Below are 18946 nucleotides of genomic sequence, written 5' to 3' on the forward strand. Positions count from 1 at the left end.
ACCTCTCCCGCAAGCGGGAGAGGTGCATCGAGCCCGCGGCTCTTTCGTTCTGCCTAAGCTATTCGGCTCTAGTGCGCTGCCGAGGCCGAGCGCTTGGCTGCGACCGGCTTCGGCGCGGGTTTTGCGTTTGCCTGCGGTGCGCTGTCCCAGCCGCCGGCGGGCGCCATGACATTGACGGCGTCGTCGGGCTGCGGCTCGGCGCTGAAGGTCTGGATCGCGAGCTTGGCGGCGGCCAGCGACTGCGGGTCGAGCCGCTTCGCAACGTCGTCGCGCTTGCCGGCCGCATCCGCGTCCCCCTGGGCAGCGGCGAGGCTGAACCATTTGTAGGACTCGGCGAGGTTCTGCTCGACGCCGATGCCGCGGGCATAGAGGATGCCGAGGTTGAACTGGCTGTCGGCGACGCCGCGATCGGCCGCTTTCCGGAACCACTGCGCCGCGCTCTTGTAATTGGCGCCGCGGCCACCGCCGTCGGCATCGAGCACCGCGAGATTGTGCATCGCCTTGGCATTGCCGCGCTCGGCGGCCTGCGTGTAGTAGCGGCGGGCGATGTCGGCGTCCTTCTTCACGCCGAGGCCCTTCTCGTAGAGCGTGCCGAGCCGGAAGGTCGCGGGCACCACGCCGGCCTGCGCCGCGCGGTCGTACCATTTGGCGGCTTCGTCGTAGTTCGTAACGACGCCCTTGCCCTCGGCGAAGCGCACGCCGATCTCGTAGGCCGCGGTCGCATCGCCCTTCATCGCAGCGGCGCGCAAGCCCGGCCCGCCGATGCCGTCGGGCAATTTCTCGCTCGGCGGCACCTGGATCTGGCCGAGCCGCGCACGGCCCATGCCCGACAGCGCACCGGTGATGTCGCTGGAGGCAGGCGGCGGGGCCGCGGCAGGCGCCTGCGGGATTTCGACGGAGGCCAAGCTGCCCGCTTGGGGAATGGGCGCCGGCGCGGAATTGTTCTGCGATTGCCGTCCGATCGGCGTCGGCGAGGTCATCGACGGCGTGATCTGCTCGGGCGTTGCGGGCTTGGTCTCGACCGGCGGTGGCGGCGCCGGCGGCGCGGGCTCGCGCGCCGAATTCTCCATCGCCTGCGGCGCCGGCGGCGCACTGCCGCCGTCGAGCAGGTTCATCGCCATCTTGAAGGTGCCGAGCACGATCACGACCACGCTCGCGCCAACCAGCAGCTGGCGGATCTTCGAGGTGATGGTCGAAGCGCCGTCCTTGCCCTTGTCCTTGGACCGGTCGGCCCCTGCCTTGGCGGCGCGGCCGGTCTTTTCCGGCTGCGCGGCGGCGGCCTGGGCGGCGCGGCGCGCGGCGGCGATGAAGCTCGACGACGACACCGGCTCCTTCGACGCGGCGGGGATTTCGCTGATCGCGCTCTCGGAGGCGGCAATACGCTCCGACGGCGTGGCGACCCGTCCGCCCGGCCGTGTGCCCGGCTCGAGCGGGTGATCCGGCGGCAATTCCGGCGCCAGCGCGGCGCGCGCAGGCGCCGTATGCGGCTCCAGTATCTCGCTGATCGCGCGCGGTGGAACGGGCGGCGGCATCGGCGGCGGCGCGGCGGGCGTCGCGGCATGGAATTCGCGCGGCGCGGCGACGAAGGCGGCTTGCGCTGCCTGTGCCGCGGCAGGGTTGGGCAGCTCGGGCTTCGGATCGTATTTCGGTGGCTGCTGCTGCGGCCGCGGATCGCGCGCCATCGGCGCGGGCTCCATCGGAGCCGCCATCGGCATCGGCTGCGGCGCAGGGGCCGGCGGCGCCGTGCGCACCGCGCGCAGATCGCCCTCGATCATGGAGAGGCGATCGACCACGTGGCCGAGCGCGCTGTGGACGGCGTCGAGCGAGTCCTGGGTGCTGCGGTTGGTCTCGGCCTGGCTGAATCGGATGTCGGAGAGCTCGCGCTTGACGAGATCGACCACGCCGGAATCGGCCGGCGCGGCGTTGCGGCTCTCGGCCAGTGCGGAATAGGTCGACTGCTGCCGCTCGAGGTGACGCAGGATGTCGTGCAGCCCGTCCTCGACGCGGCTGAGATTGCCGTTGCGCGGATCGGAGGCGGCCTCGATCCGCTCCAGCAGATAGGACACGCGCTGTTCGAGATGCGCGAAGGTCGAGGCCGAATCGTTGCCGACCTGCATGCGGTCGAAGCGGTCCGACAGCGCGCGGATCGCAGCTTCCAGATGCTCGGTGCTCTCGGATGGCTGCGGCCGCTCGCGCATTTCCAGGGCCGCGGTGAGCGCGGCGATGCGCTGCTCCAGCACCGCAAAGCTGTCGCCGTTTCCGGAGGAGCGGGTGACCTGGTCGACCTTGGAGGACAAGAGCTGCACGTCGTCCGAAAGACGCGCCAGCGCTTCATTGGAGGCGACGTTGGAGACGATGCCGCGCAGCGCCGAGATCGCACCTTCGAGCTGCCGCACGGTCGACGGATCGTCATTGGCACGCAGGATCAGATCGAGCTTGGCGCCGAGATTGCGGATCGCCTCGTCGTAACCGGTGAGCTGCTCGGCCGGCGTCAGCGTGCGCAGCACCTGCTTGATGTCGGACAGCGCACGCTCGATCCCGGACAGGACCTGGCCGTCGGTGCCGTTGGAGCGGGTCTCGTCGATACGACGATGCAGCGAGCGGATCTCGTTCTCGATCGATTCGATCGCGCGCCGCGGCATCGCCTCGGTGATGGCGTGGCGGATCTCGGCAAGCTCGCCGCGGAAGGCGGCGATCGCCTGCTCGGTGTTGTCCGGCCGCTGCAGCGACTCGATCTGGCTCGTGATCTTGAGCAAATGGCGCTCGAGTGACGAGAAATCCGGCCCGGGCGGCGGCGCATAGGCCGGTGCGGGCGGCGCCATCGGAGCCGCCATGGGCGCGATCGGCGGCGCTGCGCGCGGCGGCATCTGCCGCGGCGCGAAGCCGTCGAGCTCGCTCTGCCGTGCAGTGATCTCGGCGACCGCAACGTCGAACGAAGCCGGGCTCAGGGGCGGTGAGTTGCGATAGACCTGCGCTGCCGCGCGCTCGACCGCGTCGGCCTGGCGCTGGCGCGTCTCGACGGGTGCCGGCCGCGGAGCCTGTGGCTGCTGCGGCTGAGGCCGCGAGATCTGCGACAGGCGCGCATCGAGCCGCGAGATCGCGTCGTTGAGCTGGCGCGCGACGCCCTGCTCGCGCGAGACGTCTTTCTCGCGCGAGGAATCCTGGCGCGGCGCGGGCCTCGAGATCCGCTCGATCTGCTGGGTGATCGCGTCGAGCCGCTGGTGGATGTCGGCAACGTCGCGGCTTTCCTGGCTCGGTGCTTGCGGCATGTGTTGCGGACGCTGGTCGTAAGGTCCGCGAAAGTTTGGCGGGACATTTTCGCCGAGCGTGGAGTTCAGCCAATCGTTGAGTGACATGCCGGCTCTGCGCGCAGCAGCTTCGGCCCGCTCCCGGACGGATGGATCGATGCCGTCAACACTCCACGATACGCGCGAATTCATGACTCTGTCCGGTTCCGACTCCGGCGCCCCACCCGGCGCCTCCAGCCTCCCCACGCGCCCCGGTTGCAAAGACAATCGAATTTGGCGCGGGTCGTCTGCCTCGAAAACCGACTTTTTCCTGTTACGGTAAATAACGGGTTAAGGAACGCGGTCCCGGTGTCTTAAAGTTGGGCGGGGGGAACCCGAGGCCGCCATCGGCTACCGCACCCGGCCGTGCGCCAACAAAAATTTCGTCCCCCACCCGGCCTGCACGTCTCAATGGATGAGCGCGGCCCGATCCACGGGCGGCTCTTGCCTGACCGGAATGTTGGCTGACATGAAATGGTTGCTCGTGGCCGCGATGACGGCCGGACTGGCATCGCACGCTGCCGCCGCCGATGCCCCGGCGGCGAGGCCGGCGGTGAAGGCACCGGCGCCCGCGGGCTTCAATTGGACCGGCTGTTATGTCGGCATCCAGGCCGGCGGCAGCTGGGGCAAGAGCGAGCACGTCGGGCGGGCCGGCGATACGTCCGGACCGACGATCTCGGGCACATTCAATCTCACCGGCACCGTCGCGGGCGGAAATTTCGGCTGCGATTTCCAGATCGAGAAGACCGTGCTTGGCTTCGAGAACGACCTGTCGTGGACCAACAAGCACGGCACGGCTCAGGATCTGCCGCCCTTCAACGTCGCGGGCACGAGCAGCACGCGGGAGACGTGGATCGACATGTTCCGCGGCCGCGTCGGCTATGCGCTCGATCAGTTCCTGATCTACGGCACCGCCGGCGTCGCCTTCGCCGGCACCGAGATCACTGTGTCCAACCCGGCCGGATCAATTACGGACTCCAAGACCCGCACCGGCCTCGCAGCCGGGCTTGGAGGGGAATGGGCGGCCTATGTCGATAGCTGGGGAGCGGTGAGCCTCAAGCTCGAATATGTGCACGTCGATTTCGGCAGCAAGCGATACGTCGATCCAGCGGTCCCGATGGGCGCATTCACTGTTGGCACGCGCGACGTCAGGTTGACCGACGACATCGTCCGCGCCGGCGTGAACGTCCGGTTCAACTGGGACGCGCCCGTCGTCACGAAGTATTAGGCGCGCTTGGCGAGCCTAACCCTTCCCCTCCAGCGGCACCACCGTGCCCTTGCCGCTCATCGCCGACAGCGCCTTGAGCGCCTCTTCGCAGAAATCGGCCACCATCTGCTCGTGCCGGGCACCGAGCTGGAGCAGCAGCAGATTCCCAAGGTCGAGCCTGCCCTCCGCCGTTCCGTCCGGGAAGCGCTTCTTGAGGATACGCTCGTAGTTCTCGTGCCGGTCGCGATGGTGCTCCAGGCGCGCCATGAGATCGGTGCGCATGGGCTCGATGTCGATACTGTCGAGCGCATGGAGCCGAACCAGGAGGTCGTCCTTGATCGAGGGCGGTGTGCTCGGTCGCGCGGCCCAGTGCCGCAGTGCTGTTCGTCCCTCGGGAGTAAGCGTATAGATCAGTTTATTGGGCTTGCCGGATTGCACGACCTCGCGGCCCTGGATGTAGCCGCGGTCGCGCAGCTTGGAGAGCTCGCGATAGATCTGCTGGTGGTCGGCCTTCCAGAAGAAGCCGATCGAGGAATCGAACGTCTTGGCGAGCTCGTAACCCGTCATCGGGCGTTCCGTCAGGCATGCGAGGATTGCGTCGCCCAGTGCCATGACCGGCCTCCTTCTTCTGACCCTGACGCTTGACTTTATGCGCATTGGCGCATATGCGTCAATGTGCATATGACGCGAGCTGAGGGTGAACTTACGACCCATCGGCCTTGGCGCGACCGTGCGAGGGTTGTTTTCAAGCTCCTTGCCAAGGCCTTGATCAAGGGAGGCACACCGAGAATGACCGGCCTCGACTCCTGGTACGGCTACATGAAGTCTCACGACCGCGCCGCGCTCTGGGACCTGCTCCATCCCGACGCCGTCTTCGAAAGCCCCGTCGTGCACACGCCGCAACGCGGCCGCGACATCACCTTCAAATATCTCTCCAGCGCCGAGAAAGTCCTCGGCGGTCCCGGCTTCACCTATGTCGGCGAGTGGAAAAGCGCCAACGGCGCCGTGCTCGAATTCAAGAATGTCATCGACGGCATCGAGATCAACGGTGTCGACATCATCACTTTCGACAGCGAGGGACGCATCACCCATTTCAAGGTGATGGTGCGCCCCCTCAAGGCGATCAACATGCTGCATCGCCTGATGGCGGAGCAGCTCGCCGCCCAATCATGAAACTGCCCTGAGGTTGCAGAACCCGCTAAGCTCGCGGGTCAAGGCTGCGCCACAGGAAGCAAGCAAACACCACCACTTCAAGCCCAATGACTTCAAGGCCCATGCCGGGAGAACGCCATGCCGATCTATAAAGCCCCCGTCGAAGACGTGAACTTCCTGCTCAACGACGTCTTCCAGATCGATCGTTACGACAATCTGGCGGGCTTCTCCGATGCGTCGAGCGACGTCCGCGAGGCGATCCTGGGCGAAGCCGCCAAGCTCGCCGAGGAGGTGCTGCAGCCGCTCAACCGTGTCGGCGATCTCGAAGGCTGCAAACGCACTGAGGACGGCAGCGTCACCACGCCGAAGGGTTTCAAGGACGCCTTCAAGCAAGTGGCAGAGGGTGGTTGGCTCGGCCTGTCGGCGCCGCAGGAGTTCGGCGGCCAGGGCCTGCCGGTGACGCTGAGCCAGGCGGTCAACGAATTCCAGATCTCCGCCAACATGGCGTTCTCGATGTATGGCGGCCTCACCATGGGCGCGACCGCGGCGCTGCTGGTGCACGGCACGGAGGAGCAGAAGAAGACCTACGTGCCGAAGATGGTGTCGGGCGAATGGACCGGCACCATGAACCTGACCGAGCCGCATTGCGGCACCGATCTCGGCATGCTCCGCACCAAGGCGGTGCGCCAGGCCGACGGCAGCTTCAAGATCACGGGCACCAAGATCTTCATCTCGGCCGGCGAGCATGATTTGGCCTCCAACATCATCCACCTCGTGCTCGCCCGCATCGAGGGCGCACCTGGCGGCATCAAGGGCGTCTCGCTGTTCGTGGTGCCGAAATTCCTGGTCAACGCCGACGGTTCGGCGGGGCAGCGCAACGGCGTCGTCTGCGGCTCGATCGAGCACAAGATGGGCATCCACGGCAATTCCACCTGCGTGATGAACTACGACAACGCCACCGGCTGGCTGATCGGCGAAGAGAACAAGGGCATGCAGGGCATGTTCGTGATGATGAACGAGGCCCGCCTCGGCGTCGCCGTGCAGGGCCTCGCGCAGTCCGAGGTCGCCTATCAGAACGCGGTCGCCTATGCCCGCGAGCGTATCCAGGGCCGCGCGCTTACCGGCGCGAAGGCGCCGGACAAGCAAGCCGACCCGATCATCGTGCATCCCGACGTGCGCCGCACGCTGCTGTCGATCCGCGCCTTCAACGAGGCGGCGCGCGCCTTCGTGATGTGGACCGCGCTGAAGAGCGACGTCGCTCACCGCTCCGAGGACCCGAAGGACCGCCAGGCCGCCGACGACCATATGGGCCTGATGACGCCGGTGCTGAAGGGCTTCCTCACCGACTACGGCTTCGCCAATGCGGTGCAGGCGCAGCAGATGTATGGCGGTCACGGCTACATCGCCGAGCAGGGCATGGAGCAGTTCGTGCGCGATGCCCGCATCGCCATGATCTATGAGGGCGCCAACGGCATCCAGGCGCTCGACCTCGTCGGCCGCAAGCTGCCGCGCGACGGCGGCCGTGCCATCATGGCGTTCTTCGGCGAGGTCATGGCCTTCGCCAAGGAGAATGGCGGCGACGAGGCGCTGAAGCCCTTCATCACCCCGCTCTCGGCCTCGCTCGGCCATCTCCAGCAGGCCACCACCTGGCTGATGCAGAACGCGATGATGAAGCCGGACAATGCGGGAGCAGCCGCAACCGATTACCTGCATCTCTTCGGCTTCGTCGCGCTCGGCTACATGTGGGCGCGGATGGCGAAAGTCACCCAGGCCAAGATTGCCGAGAGTGGGGCGACGCCCTATCTCTCGACCAAGCTCGTCACCGGCCGCTTCTTCATGGAGCGGATGCTGCCGGAGACCGCCGCGAACCTCGCGCGCATCCAGGCCGGTTGCGCCACCATCATGGAACTGCCGGCGGAAGCGTTCTGATCCTGTTTCCGCCGCCTGCTCCCAATCGCATCTAGACATCACATCAGGAGGGCGTCATGCCTGAGGCATTCATCTACGACCACGTTCGCACCCCGCGCGGCCGCGGCAAGCCGGACGGTGCGCTGCACGAAGTGACCGCGCTCGCGCTCGCCACCGTGCCGCTGAAAGCGCTGAAGGACCGCAACAATCTGCCGGAAGATTCCGTCGACGACGTCGTGCTCGGCGTGGTCGATCCGGTCGGTGAAGCCGGCAGCGACATCGCGCGCTTTGCCGCGCTCAAAGCCGGTCTCGGCGAGGCCGTGCCCGGCGTGCAGATCAGCCGCTTCTGCGCCTCCGGCCTCGACGCCGTGAACTTCGCCGCCGCGCAGGTGATGAGCGGCCAGCATGAGCTGGTGATCGGCGGCGGCGCCGAATCGATGAGCCGCGTCGGCATCGGCGCCTCCGGCGGCGCCTGGCCGATGGATCCCTCGATGGCCGTGCCGGCCTACTTCATGCCGCAGGGCGTGTCGGCCGACCTGATCGCCACCAAATACGGCTTCTCGCGCGATGACGTCGACGCCTACGCCGTGCAGAGCCAGCAGCGTGCGGGCAAGGCCTGGGACGAGGGCCGCTTCAACAAGTCGGTGGTGCCGGTGAAGGACATCAACGGCCTCACCATCCTCGCCAAGGACGAGCATATGCGTCCCTCGACGACGATGCAGTCGCTGGCGCAGCTGCAGCCGTCGTTCACGATGATGGCGCAGATGGGCGGCTTCGACGGCGTCGCGATCCAGTCGCATCCCGAGATCGAGCGCGTCAACTACGTGCACCACGCCGGCAACTCCTCGGGCATCGTCGACGGCGCCGGGGCCGTGCTGCTCGGCAGCAAGGAAGCGGGTGCGAAGTACGGCATGAAACCGCGCGCAAGAATCCGCGCGTTTGCGAATATCGGGTCGGAGCCGGCGATGATGCTGACCGGCCCGGTCGACGTCACCGAAAAGCTGTTCGCGCGTTCCGGCATGAAGAAGTCGGACATCGACCTGTTCGAGCTCAACGAGGCCTTCGCCTCCGTCGTGCTGCGCTACATCCAGGCCTTCGACATCGACAACGCCAAGATCAACGTCAATGGCGGCGCCATCGCGCTCGGCCATCCGCTCGGGGCCACCGGTGCGATGATCCTCGGCACCGTGCTCGACGAGCTCGAGCGCACCAACAGGTCCACCGCGCTGGTGACGCTGTGCATCGGCGGCGGCATGGGTACCGCGACCATCATCGAGCGCGTCTAAGGGTAGGGAGCAACCAACATGGCTTACAAGAACTTCAAGGTTGAGACCGATTCCGACGGCATCGCGCTCGTCACCTGGGACATCCCGGGCCGTTCGATGAACGTGCTCGACGAGACCTCGACCAACGAGCTCGACGCGATCGTCAAGGAAACCACGGCTGACGCCGCGGTGAAGGGCGTCGTCATCACTTCGGCCAAGGAGGCCTTCTGCGCCGGCGCCGACCTGTCGATGCTCGAGGGCATGAACCTGGCCTACGCGAAAGTCTTCAAGGAGCAGGGCGAGACGGCGGCGAACCAGATGCTGTTCGAGCAGAGCCGGCGCTTCTCGCAGGTGCTGCGCTCGATCGAGACCTCCGGCAAGCCGTGGGCGGCCGCGATCAACGGCCTCGCGCTCGGCGGCGGCTTCGAGATCACGCTGTGCTGCCACTATCGCGTGGCGGCGGAGAATCCCAAGCCCCGCCTCGGCCTGCCCGAGGTCAAGGTCGGCCTGTTCCCCGGCGCCGGCGGCACGCAGCGCGTGCCGCGTCTGGTGCCGCCGCAGGACGCCATGACCATCCTGCTCAAGGGCGACCCGGTCACGGTCGACAAGGCCAAGGCGCTGAACCTGATCCACGCCATCGTTCCCGCCGCCGACCTGATCAAGGCCGCGAAGGACTGGATCAAGGGCGGCGGCAAGGCCGTCGCGCCCTGGGACGAGAAGGGCTTCAAGCTGCCCGGCGGCCCGGTGTTCTCCAAGGCCGGCATGATGATGTTCCCGGCCGGCAACGCGATCTACCGCCGCGAGACCTACGACAATTATCCGGCCGCGCGCGCGATCATGAGCTGCGTCTATGAAGGCCTCCAGCTGCCGATCGACGCCGCGCTCCGTGTCGAGTCACGCTACTTCACCTCGGTGCTGCGCTCGAAGGAAGCGGCTGCGATGATCCGCAGCCTGTTCCTCTCGATGCAGGAGCTGAACAAGGGCGCGCGCCGTCCGAAGGACGTTCCGCCGACCAAGGTGAAGAAGATCGCCGTGATCGGCGCCGGCTTCATGGGCGCGAGCGTCGGCTACGTCTCGGCCCGCGCCGGCCTCGACGTCGTCCTGATCGATCGCGACCAGGAAAGCGCCGACAAGGGCAAGGCACATGCGCAGAAGGTGATCGAGGAGCAGATCAAGAAAGGCCGCGCCAAGCCCGCGGATGCCGAAGCCCTGCTCGCGCGCATCACGCCGACCGCGGACTATGCCGCGCTGAAGGACGTCGACCTCGTCATCGAGGCCGTGTTCGAGGACCGCAAGGTCAAGGCGGAGACCTTCGCCAAGGCGCAGGAGCACCTCAAGCCGGACGTGATCTTCGCGTCGAACACCTCGACACTGCCGATCACCTCGCTGGCCGAGAGCTTCAAGGACCAGGGCAAGTTCGTCGGCATCCACTTCTTCTCGCCGGTCGAGAAGATGATGCTGGTCGAGATCATCCTCGGCAAGAACACCGGCGACGTCGCGCTCGCGACCGCGCTCGACTACGTCCGGCAGATCGGCAAGACGCCGATCGTCGTCAACGACTCCCGCGGCTTCTTCGCCAACCGCTGCGTCGGCCGCTACGTCGCCGAAGGCAACGAGATGTTCCTCGAAGGCGTGCCGCCGGCGATGATCGAGAACTGCGCCAAGATGGCCGGCATGCCGGTCGGCCCGCTCTCGCTGTCCGACGAAGTCGCACTCGATCTCGGCCTCAAGATCATGAAGGCGACCGAAGCCGACCTCGGCCCCAACGCCATCAACCCCGATCAGAAGAAGCTGATGGTGGAGATGGTCGAGAAGCAGGGCCGGCTCGGCCGCAAGAACAGCAAGGGCTTCTACGACTATCCCGAGAAGGGCAAGGGCCAGAAGAGCCTGTGGCCGGGTCTCTCGGCGCTCCAGCCCAAGCAGCTCGACCCCGACACGCTCGACATCGAGGAGTTGAAGCAGCGCTTCCTGGTGGTGCAGGCGGTGGAAGCCGCGCGCACGGTCGAAGACCACGTCATCACCGATCCGCGCGAGGCGGATGTCGGCTCCATCCTCGGCTTCGGCTTCGCGCCGTTCACCGGCGGTACGCTGTCCTACATCGACTTCATGGGCACGAAGAAGTTCGTCGAGCTCTGCCACAAGCTGGAGGCGAAGTACGGCTCGCGCTTCACTCCGCCGAAGCTGCTCGAGGAGATGGCGGCGAAGGGCGAAACCTTCTATGGCCGTTTCGCGCCGAAGAAGGCGGCGGCCTGATCACCTGAGGTCATTCGAGAACAAAGGCCGGATCCATCGGATCCGGCCTTTTTGTTTTGGCCGACGCCATCACGGTTGCGTCAAATTAGTTCCCGACTGTGGAACCGGTCACAGAATTCACATAGGAACCGTGCCAGAATCCCGCTGTCCGTGGTGCCGCGCAATTGTCATAGCCGCGTCAAAGCGGCGCCGTTCTTTTGCTCGGCCCTGGCACTAGTCTTGCTGTGGGTCAGGGTGACGAACTCGGGTGGGACACTTGCCAATCCCATCGGCAAGTTGAAGACGAAATAAGAGAGCGTCCTTGATGAATTCTTTGGTGCTGCGGAAGACCGCGCTCGCTCGCGATCTCACCGCGAAATATGCTGTTGCCTTCACGACTGGCCGCTTCTCGCCGCAGCAGAAGCCGGCGCGCCTGCGCCGCAAGGGGCCGGTGCTTTGGGCTGCGCTGGCGTTACTTGTGCTGGCGGCGGATGTTCTGCTCGCTTATCTCGCCTGGTGCGCCGTCGACCTCGTTGTGGGCTGAGACGTCGCGCGCGTGCAGCAAATACGATGCAGCGAAGTAGGCGAGCTGGCAGACGGCAAGACAGATGGCAACGACGGCCACGCCCGCCATCATCCCGAATTCGTAGACGCGAAGGACAATTGCGGCAAGGATTGCGAGGAACGGCGAGATCACGACCAGCGCCCAGATCCTGAAAACATAACCGGTCGCTATTCCCGCCAATGCGCTTGCAACGATCAGGACGAAGGCGATCGTCAAGTTCAGCTCCAACGCGAGTTCAAATATCTTCAATCAATTCTGCCAAGCTCGCCCGCTTTACGAGCGTTGACAAGACAGCACTACTTACGTTTGGCGGACAACAGTTCATAAGTCTAAATGCAAGGTACGATGATCCCGCCATTTGGGTTCGCGCACCCCATCCGGGGCAAAGACAAGCAAAAAGGCCGGATCGTCGATCCGGCCCTTTTTATTTTCGGTCTCCGAACGGCGAGAACGCGCGGCCCGATACCGCATCGTCGGCGAGACTGGCTCTCCAGGCGCCTTCGTCGCCGCGGCCCATGCGCACCTCGAAGCGCCAGCCATTCTGGTTGGTGAAGGCGATGTCCGCACCGCCCTTCCTCCTAGTGTAGCTGCACGGATATTCGGTCATCCGGTCCGGAAAGACGATCTTTCCTTCCTTGCTCTCGAACACGGCCGAGGTGAGCTGGGGATGGATCATGAAGATGCAATTGCGCTGCGGCAGGTCCGGTGTCGACAAGCCGAGCATCGCGAGCGGCGCGCCCGCGGCGGTCATGAGAACGATCATGTTCATGGGGCTGTCTCGTGGATAGGAGCTGAGATTTCGACGCCGTTGACGGTCAAATGGTTCACAATGAAAAAGGCCGGATCGACGATCCGGCCTTTCGCCTGTTGCGTCTCGCAAGGCTTACTTCGCCTGCGCCAGCCCTTCCTTCTCCAGCGCTTGCTGCACCTTCGGCCGCGCCGCGACGCGCGCCTTGTAGGCGGTGAGATCGGGCATCGCCGAGAGATCGAACTTCATCCGGTCGGCCCAGGTCAGCATCGTGAAGAGATAACCGTCGGCGACCGTGAACTGCTTGCCCATGAGGTAGTCGCGGCCGGCGAGCTGGCTGTCGATGTATTTCAGCTTGCCCATCACGCGGTCCTTGAAGAACGCCTTGGCCTCGTCGTTCAGCGCCGGCGCGAACAGCGGGCCGAAGCTCTTGTGCACCTCCGAGGTGAGGAAATTCAGCCACTCCAGCAGCTTGTAGCGCTCGGAACTGTCGCGGGCGGGCGCGAGCGCCTTGCTTGAAGCTTGATCGGCGATCATCTGGACAATCACCGGGCCTTCGGTCACGATCTCGCCGCTGTCGAGGCCCAGCGCCGGGACCTGGCCCTTGGGGTTCAGCTTCAGATAATCCTCACCATTTTCGAGCTTCTTGGCCCGGATATCGACCTTGACCAGCTCGTAGGGCAGGCCGGCTTCGAGGAGTGCGATGTGGGGTGACAGCGAGCAGGCACCGGGCGAATAGTACAGTTTCATGGAATTTCCTCCTCTGGACGCTTGGTTCGTGCGAAAGACCAACTACATGCACCTGCATGAAATAGTCAAGATTGATGCAGGTGCATCAAATGAGGTAAAGAGCGGGCGACGAGTTTGAGCGGGACCATGAAACGCAAACCATCGACCGAGGCGACGTCAGCCTGGATCCGCCTGATGCGGGTCCAGAGCCGTGTGCTCGATTGTGTCGAACAGGACCTGAAGAAGGCAGGCTTTCCGCCGCTGGCCTGGTATGACGCACTGCTCGAACTGTCGCGCGCGCCCTCGGGCGAGTTGCGGCCGGTCGAGCTCGAGCGGCAGATGCTGATCCCGCAATATTCCACCTCGCGGCTGATCGATCGTCTCGTCGACGAGGGCCTCGCCTCGCGGCGCGAATGCAAGATCGACAAGCGGGGCCAGTTCGTCGAGATCACCGAGGCCGGCCGCGAGTTGCAGCGGCGGATGTGGGGCGCCTATTCCGCTGCAATCGAGAAATATGTCGGCTCCAAACTGTCCGATGCGGATGCCATCAAGCTCAGCGGTCTGCTCGATCGCCTGGGCTGCTCCTGCGGCGAGATGAAACTGCCGCCGGTCAACGTCAACGAGAGTACGCCGTCGCGATGATCGCGCGGCAAACCAGCACATCCGCGCGCCCGGTCGGTTCGCGGACCATCCCTGTCACCCGCGCGCATTCGGTCGAAGCGCTTTTGATTAGAGTTTGATATGGCGCGAGACCAGATCGATATGACGCCGCTGCAATCGCGCGACGAGCTCGTTGCGTGGTTCGAGGCCGGCTGCAAGGCCCCGTCCGAATTCCGCTTGGGCACCGAGCACGAGAAGACGCCGTTCACGCTCGAAGGCCACCGTCCGGTGCCCTACGAGGGCGCGCGCGGCATCGGCGCGCTGCTCGAGGGCATGAAGCTCCTGCTCGGCTGGGAGCCGATCATGGAGAAGGGCAACATCATCGGCCTCTACGACGTCACCGGCGGCGGCGCGATCTCGCTCGAGCCCGGCGGGCAGTTCGAGCTCTCCGGCGCGCCGGTCGAGACCGTGCACCAGACCCAGAGCGAGCTGATGGCGCATCTGGCGCAGGTGCGCGAGATCGCAGCGCCGCTCGGCATCGGCTTCCTCGGGCTCGGCATGACGCCGTCCTGGTCGCGCGCCGACATCCCGGTGATGCCCAAGGGCCGCTACAAGATCATGACCAATTACATGCCGAAGGTCGGCCAATACGGCCTCGACATGATGTACCGGACGTGCACGGTGCAGACCAATCTCGACTTCTCCTCCGAAGCCGACATGGTCAAGAAATTGCGGGTCTCGCTGGCGCTCCAGCCGATCGCGACCGCGCTGTTCGCCAATTCGCCGTTCACCGAGGGCAAGCCGAACGGCTTCCTCTCCTTCCGCTCCGAGATCTGGCGCGACACGGACAATGCACGCTCGGGCATGATGCCCTGGGCGTTCGAGGACGGCATGGGCTTCGAGCGCTATGTCGACTACGCACTCGACGTGCCCATGTATTTCGTCAAGCGCGGCGAGGAGTACATCGACGTCTCGGGCTCCTCGTTCCGCGCCTTCTTCGACGGCCGCAACAACAACCTTCCCGGCGAGCGTCCGACGCTGTCGGACTGGGCCAACCATCTCTCCACGATCTTTCCCGAGGTGCGGCTCAAGCGCTATCTCGAGATGCGCGGCTCCGACGGCGGCCCGTGGGGCCGGCTGCCGGCGCTGCCGGCATTCTGGGTCGGGCTGCTCTACGACGATGTCTCGCTCGATGCCGCCTGGGAGATCGTGAAGCACTGGAGCGCGCATGAGCGCCAGGCCCTGCGCGACGACGTGCCGCGCTTCGGCTTCAAGGCGCGGATCAAGGACCGCTATCTCTTCGAGGTCGCCAAGGAGTGCCTCGTCCTGGCCCATGCCGGCCTGCGCCGGCGCGGCCGGATCGACCAGCTGGGCCGCGACGAGACAAGGCATCTGGAGCCGCTCGACCGCATCATCGATTCCGGCCGGACGCCGGCCGAGGAGATGCTGGATAAATTCAACGGTCCCTGGAAGGGCTCGGTGGAACCGGCCTACGCCGAATACGCGTTCTAGACCAACGGGCCGGCGACCGGCCCTGTCAGCCGTTCATCGCCCATACAGGTTTGCGGCGATCAAATGATCGGCTGAAAAAACCTGAACGTCGTCAATAACTCGAAAGCTATTCCGAATGGGGAAGGGCCGCCTGCCAGGGGCCGTCATGGCAAGCGTCGCGGCATGCATCGCGCTGCTGTCGCTCGTGCTTGCGTACCTGCCGGCACGCGCCCAGACGGCGTTCGACCGGCCCGGCGGCGACTATTTCAGCACGCCGGTCACGTCGGGTGACCCCGAGGATTGCGCACTGCTCTGCGAGCGCGACCGCCGTTGCCGGTCGTGGAGCTTCAACTATCCCGACGTCGAAGGCGGCTCGGCGGTGTGCTGGCTCAAGAACACCGTGCCGCCACGCATCCCCGGAAGCTGCTGCATCTCCGGCGTCCGCGGCGCCGGCGTGATCGAGCCGCGCATCGAAGGCGTGGAAACGTCGATCGACCGCCCCGGCGGCGATCTGCGCAATTTCGAACTCAAGGAAGGCGAAGGCGTGGAAGTCTGCAAGGCCGCCTGCGTCGCCGACAACAAGTGCCGCGCTTTCACCTACGCCCGTCCCGGCTACACAGGGCGCGAGGCGCGTTGCTTTCTGAAGAAGGAAATCAAGCCGCCGCGCCGCAAGGCGGGTTTCACATCCGGCGTGGTCAGATAATCCGCAGCTGCGATCGCCGACATTGCGTGCGAGGGTGCACGGCGCGCCTTACGCGGGGGCGGTGACGCTCGCGGGTGGCGCGCCCCTCAATTCGCGGCCGACATCAGCCTGTCGCCGCACGCGCTGGCGTAGAACTTCCCGCCGCATTGGCGCTTGATGGCGGCACAGCGGGCAGCGGGAGACGCATTTTGCGGGACTGCAAAACCGCAGCTCAGCCCATCGGCACTGCGGCCGGGCTTGTCGGCGGCAAACGCAGCGCTGGAGGCGCTGATGCAGACGACGAGAAAGGCCGCCGCGGCGATTTCGATCATCAGTCTCATGGGCGTTTCCTCCACAGTGATGGCTGAATCTGCCGCCATTCTAGCAGGTAAGTCCACGCTCCACCGCGCTCCTCCGGGTTCCAAAAGCGGCCCATTCCTTGCATAAATTTACGCCAGCGCAGTGCACGGCCGCACCAGCGATGGTTCCGGTGCAGAGGCAAGACGCGTAGACTGAGTGCTGTTTTCGCGACCAGGAAGTGACGGCCTTGCAAGATCAATCGTTCCAGCCAAGTTTTCCCGCCCCCGGCCAGCCCATCGACGAACTGGCGCTGTCTGAGATCAAGGGCGCGATCCTGGCGAAGCTGCGCCTTGCCATCGGCAAGGACGCGGGCATGGCGACAAAGCACGACTGGTACCAGGCTGCCGCGCTGGCGCTGCGCGACCGCATCGTGCATCGCTGGCTGACCGCGGAGAAGCGCAGCTACGACGCCGGACGCAAGCGGGTCTATTATCTCTCGCTCGAATTCCTGATCGGCCGCCTGTTCTCGGATGCGCTGAACAACATGGGCCTGCTCAAGATCTTCGAGGTCGCGCTCGGCGACCTCGGCGTCTCGCTCCCCGAATTGCGCAAATGCGAGCCGGACGCGGCGCTGGGCAATGGCGGTCTCGGACGGCTTGCCGCCTGCTTCATGGAGAGCATGGCGACGCTGTCGATCCCCGCGATCGGCTACGGCATCCGCTACGATTACGGCCTGTTCCGCCAGATCATCAACCAGGGCTGGCAGCAGGAATATCCGGACGAATGGCTGAGCTTCGGCAATCCCTGGGAATTGCAGCGGCCCGAAGTGATCTACGACGTCAATTTCGGCGGCGGCGTCGAGCATGTCGACGACAAGGGCCGCGACCGCGCGATCTGGCATCCAGGCGAGACCGTGCAGGCGATCGCCTATGACACGCCGATCGTCGGCTGGCGCGGCCAGCACGTCAATGCGCTCCGCCTGTGGTCAGCGCGCTCGCCCGATCCGCTCAGGCTCGATGCCTTCAACAAGGGCGACTATGTCAGCGCCAGCGCCGAGCAGGCGCGCGCGGAGGCGATCTGCAAATTCCTCTACCCGAACGACGAGAGCCCGGCGGGCCGCGAGTTGCGGCTGCGCCAGGAATATTTCTTCGTCTCCGCCTCGCTCCAGGACCTGGTGAAACGGCATCTCGCCTCCGACGGCCAGCTCCGCAGCCTCGCGGGCAAGGTCGCGGTCCAGCTCAACGACACCCATCCGAGCCTCGCCGTCACCGAGCTGATGCGGATCCTGGTCGACCTGCACAATTTCCGCTGGGACGAGGCCTGGAAGATCACGGTCGCCACCCTCTCCTACACCAATCACACGCTGCTGCCCGAAGCGCTCGAGACCTGGCCGGTCGAGCTGTTCGAGCGCCTCTTGCCGCGCCATCTCGAGATCATCTACCGCATCAACGTCCAGCATCTGGCGCTCGCCGAAGCACGCGCGCCCGGCGACATCGACTTCCGCGCCTCGGTCTCGCTGATCGACGAGAAGAGCGGGCGCCGCGTGCGCATGGGCCAGCTCGCCTTCGTCGGCTCGCATCGCATCAACGGCGTCTCGGCGATGCATTCGGACCTGATGCGCGAGACCGTGTTCCACGATCTCAACCATCTCTATCCCGGCCGCATCACCAACAAGACCAACGGCATCACCTTCCGCCGCTGGCTGATGCTGGCCAACCCCAAGCTGACCGACCTGTTGCGCGAGACCTGCGGCGAGGCCGTGCTCGACGATCCGACCCAGCTCAGCCTGATCGAAGCGCGCGCCAGCGACGTCGCGTTCCAGCAGAAATTCCGCAGCATCAAGCATCACAACAAGACCGCGCTCGCGCGGCTGATCGGCGAGCGGCTCGGCATCAAGGTCGACCCCGGCGCTCTGTTCGACGTGCAGATCAAGCGCATCCACGAATACAAGCGCCAGCTCCTCAACGTCATCGAGACGGTCGCGCTGTATCAGTCGATGAAGGACGAGCCGAACGCCGACTGGGTGCCGCGCGTCAAGATCTTCGCCGGCAAGGCCGCGGCGAGCTACAAATACGCGAAACTGATCATCAAGCTGATCAACGACGTCGCGGAGGTCGTCAACAACGACCCCGCGATCGGCGGCAAGCTGAAGGTCGCGTTCCTGCCGGACTACAATGTCAGCCTCGCGGAAGTGATCATCCCCGCGGCCGACCTGTCCGAGCAGATCTCGACCGCGGGCATGGAGGCCTCCGGCACCGGCAACATGAAGCTGGCGCTGAACGGCGCCATCACCATCGGCACGCTCGACGGCGCCAACATCGAGATCCGCGACCATGTCGGCGCGGAGAACATCGCGATCTTCGGCCTGGAGGCCGGCGACGTGATGATCCGGCGCAAGCAGGGGCTGGATGCCTCCGACGTGATCCGCAGATCGCCCAAGCTCCAGCGCGCCATCAACGCGGTCGGCGCCGGCGAGTTCTCGCCCGGCGACCCCGGCCGCTTCGAATCCATCGCCCATGCGCTGCGCTATCTCGACCATTACATGGTCAGCGCCGATTTCGATTCCTATTACGAGACGCAGCGCGCGGTCGACGCGCGCTGGCAGGTGGCGCCGGCCTGGACGCGCGCCTCGATCCTGAATGTGGCGCGCATGGCGTGGTTCTCCTCCGACCGCACCATCCGCGAATATGCCGAGGAGATCTGGAACGTGCCGGTGCATCCGGTCACGCCGCCGTTCCAGGAGGACGAGGACCAGCGCGGCGCCATCGGCTGATTTTCCG

Annotated in this window: 15 protein-coding genes; 9 read left to right on the plus strand and 6 right to left on the minus strand. The window is 65.5% G+C overall.

Going from position 1 to position 18946, the window contains the following annotated elements; all coding sequences use genetic code 11:
* Positions 1-68: 68 nt before the first annotated feature.
* Positions 69-3440 carry a tetratricopeptide repeat protein gene (locus GPL20_RS35555; RefSeq protein WP_157336882.1) on the minus strand — a complete coding sequence of 1124 codons (3372 nt, stop codon included), beginning with the start codon at positions 3438-3440 and terminating at the stop codon, positions 69-71.
* 316 nt (positions 3441-3756) lie between these two features.
* Between GPL20_RS35555 and GPL20_RS35560 the strand changes: the two genes are divergently transcribed.
* On the plus strand, positions 3757-4515 hold the full coding sequence (locus tag GPL20_RS35560) for an outer membrane protein (RefSeq protein WP_157336883.1): 759 nt from the start codon (positions 3757-3759) through the stop codon (positions 4513-4515).
* Between the two features lie 15 nt (positions 4516-4530).
* Here the strand turns inward: GPL20_RS35560 and GPL20_RS35565 are convergent, their stop codons facing one another.
* Positions 4531-5106 carry a PadR family transcriptional regulator gene (locus GPL20_RS35565; protein ID WP_157336884.1) on the minus strand — a complete coding sequence of 192 codons (576 nt, stop codon included), beginning with the start codon at positions 5104-5106 and terminating at the stop codon, positions 4531-4533.
* A 177-nt stretch (positions 5107-5283) separates the two neighbouring features.
* On the opposite strand from GPL20_RS35565, the gene GPL20_RS35570 reads away from it, so the two are divergent.
* The 4 genes from GPL20_RS35570 (at position 5284) to GPL20_RS35585 (ending at position 11072) form a co-directional block, all read left to right on the plus strand.
* The gene (locus GPL20_RS35570) at positions 5284-5667 is read left to right on the plus strand and encodes a nuclear transport factor 2 family protein (RefSeq protein ID WP_157336885.1); all 384 of its coding nucleotides are present in this window, start codon (positions 5284-5286) and stop codon (positions 5665-5667) included.
* A gap of 117 nt (positions 5668-5784) precedes the next feature.
* Positions 5785-7575 (plus strand): acyl-CoA dehydrogenase C-terminal domain-containing protein, encoded by a 1791-nt coding sequence (locus GPL20_RS35575; protein ID WP_157336886.1) that lies wholly within the window; start codon positions 5785-5787, stop codon positions 7573-7575.
* A gap of 56 nt (positions 7576-7631) precedes the next feature.
* A complete protein-coding gene (locus GPL20_RS35580) occupies positions 7632-8840 on the plus strand; it encodes an acetyl-CoA C-acetyltransferase (RefSeq protein WP_157336887.1) in 1209 nt (402 codons plus the stop codon).
* Positions 8841-8858: 18 nt separating this feature from the next.
* A complete protein-coding gene (locus GPL20_RS35585) occupies positions 8859-11072 on the plus strand; it encodes an FAD-dependent oxidoreductase (RefSeq protein WP_157336888.1) in 2214 nt (737 codons plus the stop codon).
* Between the two features lie 451 nt (positions 11073-11523).
* On the opposite strand, the gene GPL20_RS35590 is transcribed toward GPL20_RS35585, so the two are convergent.
* The 3 genes from GPL20_RS35590 to gstA all read right to left on the minus strand — a co-directional run bounded on the left by GPL20_RS35590 (position 11524) and on the right by gstA (position 13114).
* Positions 11524-11832: a hypothetical protein gene (locus GPL20_RS35590; protein WP_157336890.1), complete on the minus strand. Its 309-nt coding sequence runs from the start codon at positions 11830-11832 to the stop codon at positions 11524-11526.
* 208 nt (positions 11833-12040) lie between these two features.
* The gene (locus GPL20_RS35595) at positions 12041-12385 is read right to left on the minus strand and encodes a hypothetical protein (RefSeq protein WP_157336892.1); all 345 of its coding nucleotides are present in this window, start codon (positions 12383-12385) and stop codon (positions 12041-12043) included.
* A 114-nt stretch (positions 12386-12499) separates the two neighbouring features.
* Positions 12500-13114 (minus strand): glutathione transferase GstA, encoded by a 615-nt coding sequence (gene gstA / locus GPL20_RS35600; RefSeq protein WP_157336894.1) that lies wholly within the window; start codon positions 13112-13114, stop codon positions 12500-12502.
* 126 nt (positions 13115-13240) lie between these two features.
* Here gstA and GPL20_RS35605 point away from each other — a divergent pair, with 126 nt between their 5' ends.
* From GPL20_RS35605 to GPL20_RS35615, 3 genes are all read left to right on the plus strand, one after another.
* Positions 13241-13735, plus strand: coding sequence for a MarR family winged helix-turn-helix transcriptional regulator (locus tag GPL20_RS35605; RefSeq protein ID WP_157336896.1), 495 nt, complete (start codon positions 13241-13243; stop codon positions 13733-13735).
* A gap of 99 nt (positions 13736-13834) precedes the next feature.
* Positions 13835-15205, plus strand: coding sequence for a glutamate--cysteine ligase (locus GPL20_RS35610; RefSeq protein ID WP_157336898.1), 1371 nt, complete (start codon positions 13835-13837; stop codon positions 15203-15205).
* Positions 15206-15320: 115 nt separating this feature from the next.
* The gene (locus GPL20_RS35615; RefSeq protein ID WP_157336900.1) at positions 15321-15887 is read left to right on the plus strand and encodes a PAN domain-containing protein; all 567 of its coding nucleotides are present in this window, start codon (positions 15321-15323) and stop codon (positions 15885-15887) included.
* 86 nt (positions 15888-15973) lie between these two features.
* Here the strand turns inward: GPL20_RS35615 and GPL20_RS35620 are convergent, their stop codons facing one another.
* Positions 15974-16207 carry a hypothetical protein gene (locus tag GPL20_RS35620; protein WP_157336902.1) on the minus strand — a complete coding sequence of 78 codons (234 nt, stop codon included), beginning with the start codon at positions 16205-16207 and terminating at the stop codon, positions 15974-15976.
* 206 nt (positions 16208-16413) lie between these two features.
* Here GPL20_RS35620 and GPL20_RS35625 point away from each other — a divergent pair, with 206 nt between their 5' ends.
* Positions 16414-18939: a glycogen/starch/alpha-glucan phosphorylase gene (locus GPL20_RS35625; RefSeq protein WP_157336904.1), complete on the plus strand. Its 2526-nt coding sequence runs from the start codon at positions 16414-16416 to the stop codon at positions 18937-18939.
* Positions 18940-18946: the final 7 nt, after the last annotated feature.

Source organism: Bradyrhizobium cajani, from assembly GCF_009759665.1.
Taxonomy (GTDB): domain Bacteria; phylum Pseudomonadota; class Alphaproteobacteria; order Rhizobiales; family Xanthobacteraceae; genus Bradyrhizobium; species Bradyrhizobium cajani.

Bases quoted from the DNA above. Each gene is read 5' to 3' on its own strand.
- GPL20_RS35555 (WP_157336882.1), bottom strand. From the start codon at position 3,440: ATGAATTCGCGCGTATCGTGGAGTGTTGACGGCATCGATCCATCCGTC.
- GPL20_RS35560 (WP_157336883.1), top strand. From the start codon at position 3,757: ATGAAATGGTTGCTCGTGGCCGCGATGACGGCCGGACTGGCATCGCAC.
- GPL20_RS35565 (WP_157336884.1), bottom strand. From the start codon at position 5,106: ATGGCACTGGGCGACGCAATCCTCGCATGCCTGACGGAACGCCCGATG.
- GPL20_RS35570 (WP_157336885.1), top strand. From the start codon at position 5,284: ATGACCGGCCTCGACTCCTGGTACGGCTACATGAAGTCTCACGACCGC.
- GPL20_RS35575 (WP_157336886.1), top strand. From the start codon at position 5,785: ATGCCGATCTATAAAGCCCCCGTCGAAGACGTGAACTTCCTGCTCAAC.
- GPL20_RS35580 (WP_157336887.1), top strand. From the start codon at position 7,632: ATGCCTGAGGCATTCATCTACGACCACGTTCGCACCCCGCGCGGCCGC.
- GPL20_RS35585 (WP_157336888.1), top strand. From the start codon at position 8,859: ATGGCTTACAAGAACTTCAAGGTTGAGACCGATTCCGACGGCATCGCG.
- GPL20_RS35595 (WP_157336892.1), bottom strand. From the start codon at position 12,385: ATGAACATGATCGTTCTCATGACCGCCGCGGGCGCGCCGCTCGCGATG.
- gstA (WP_157336894.1), bottom strand. From the start codon at position 13,114: ATGAAACTGTACTATTCGCCCGGTGCCTGCTCGCTGTCACCCCACATC.
- GPL20_RS35605 (WP_157336896.1), top strand. From the start codon at position 13,241: ATGAAACGCAAACCATCGACCGAGGCGACGTCAGCCTGGATCCGCCTG.
- GPL20_RS35610 (WP_157336898.1), top strand. From the start codon at position 13,835: ATGGCGCGAGACCAGATCGATATGACGCCGCTGCAATCGCGCGACGAG.
- GPL20_RS35615 (WP_157336900.1), top strand. From the start codon at position 15,321: ATGGGGAAGGGCCGCCTGCCAGGGGCCGTCATGGCAAGCGTCGCGGCA.
- GPL20_RS35620 (WP_157336902.1), bottom strand. From the start codon at position 16,207: ATGAGACTGATGATCGAAATCGCCGCGGCGGCCTTTCTCGTCGTCTGC.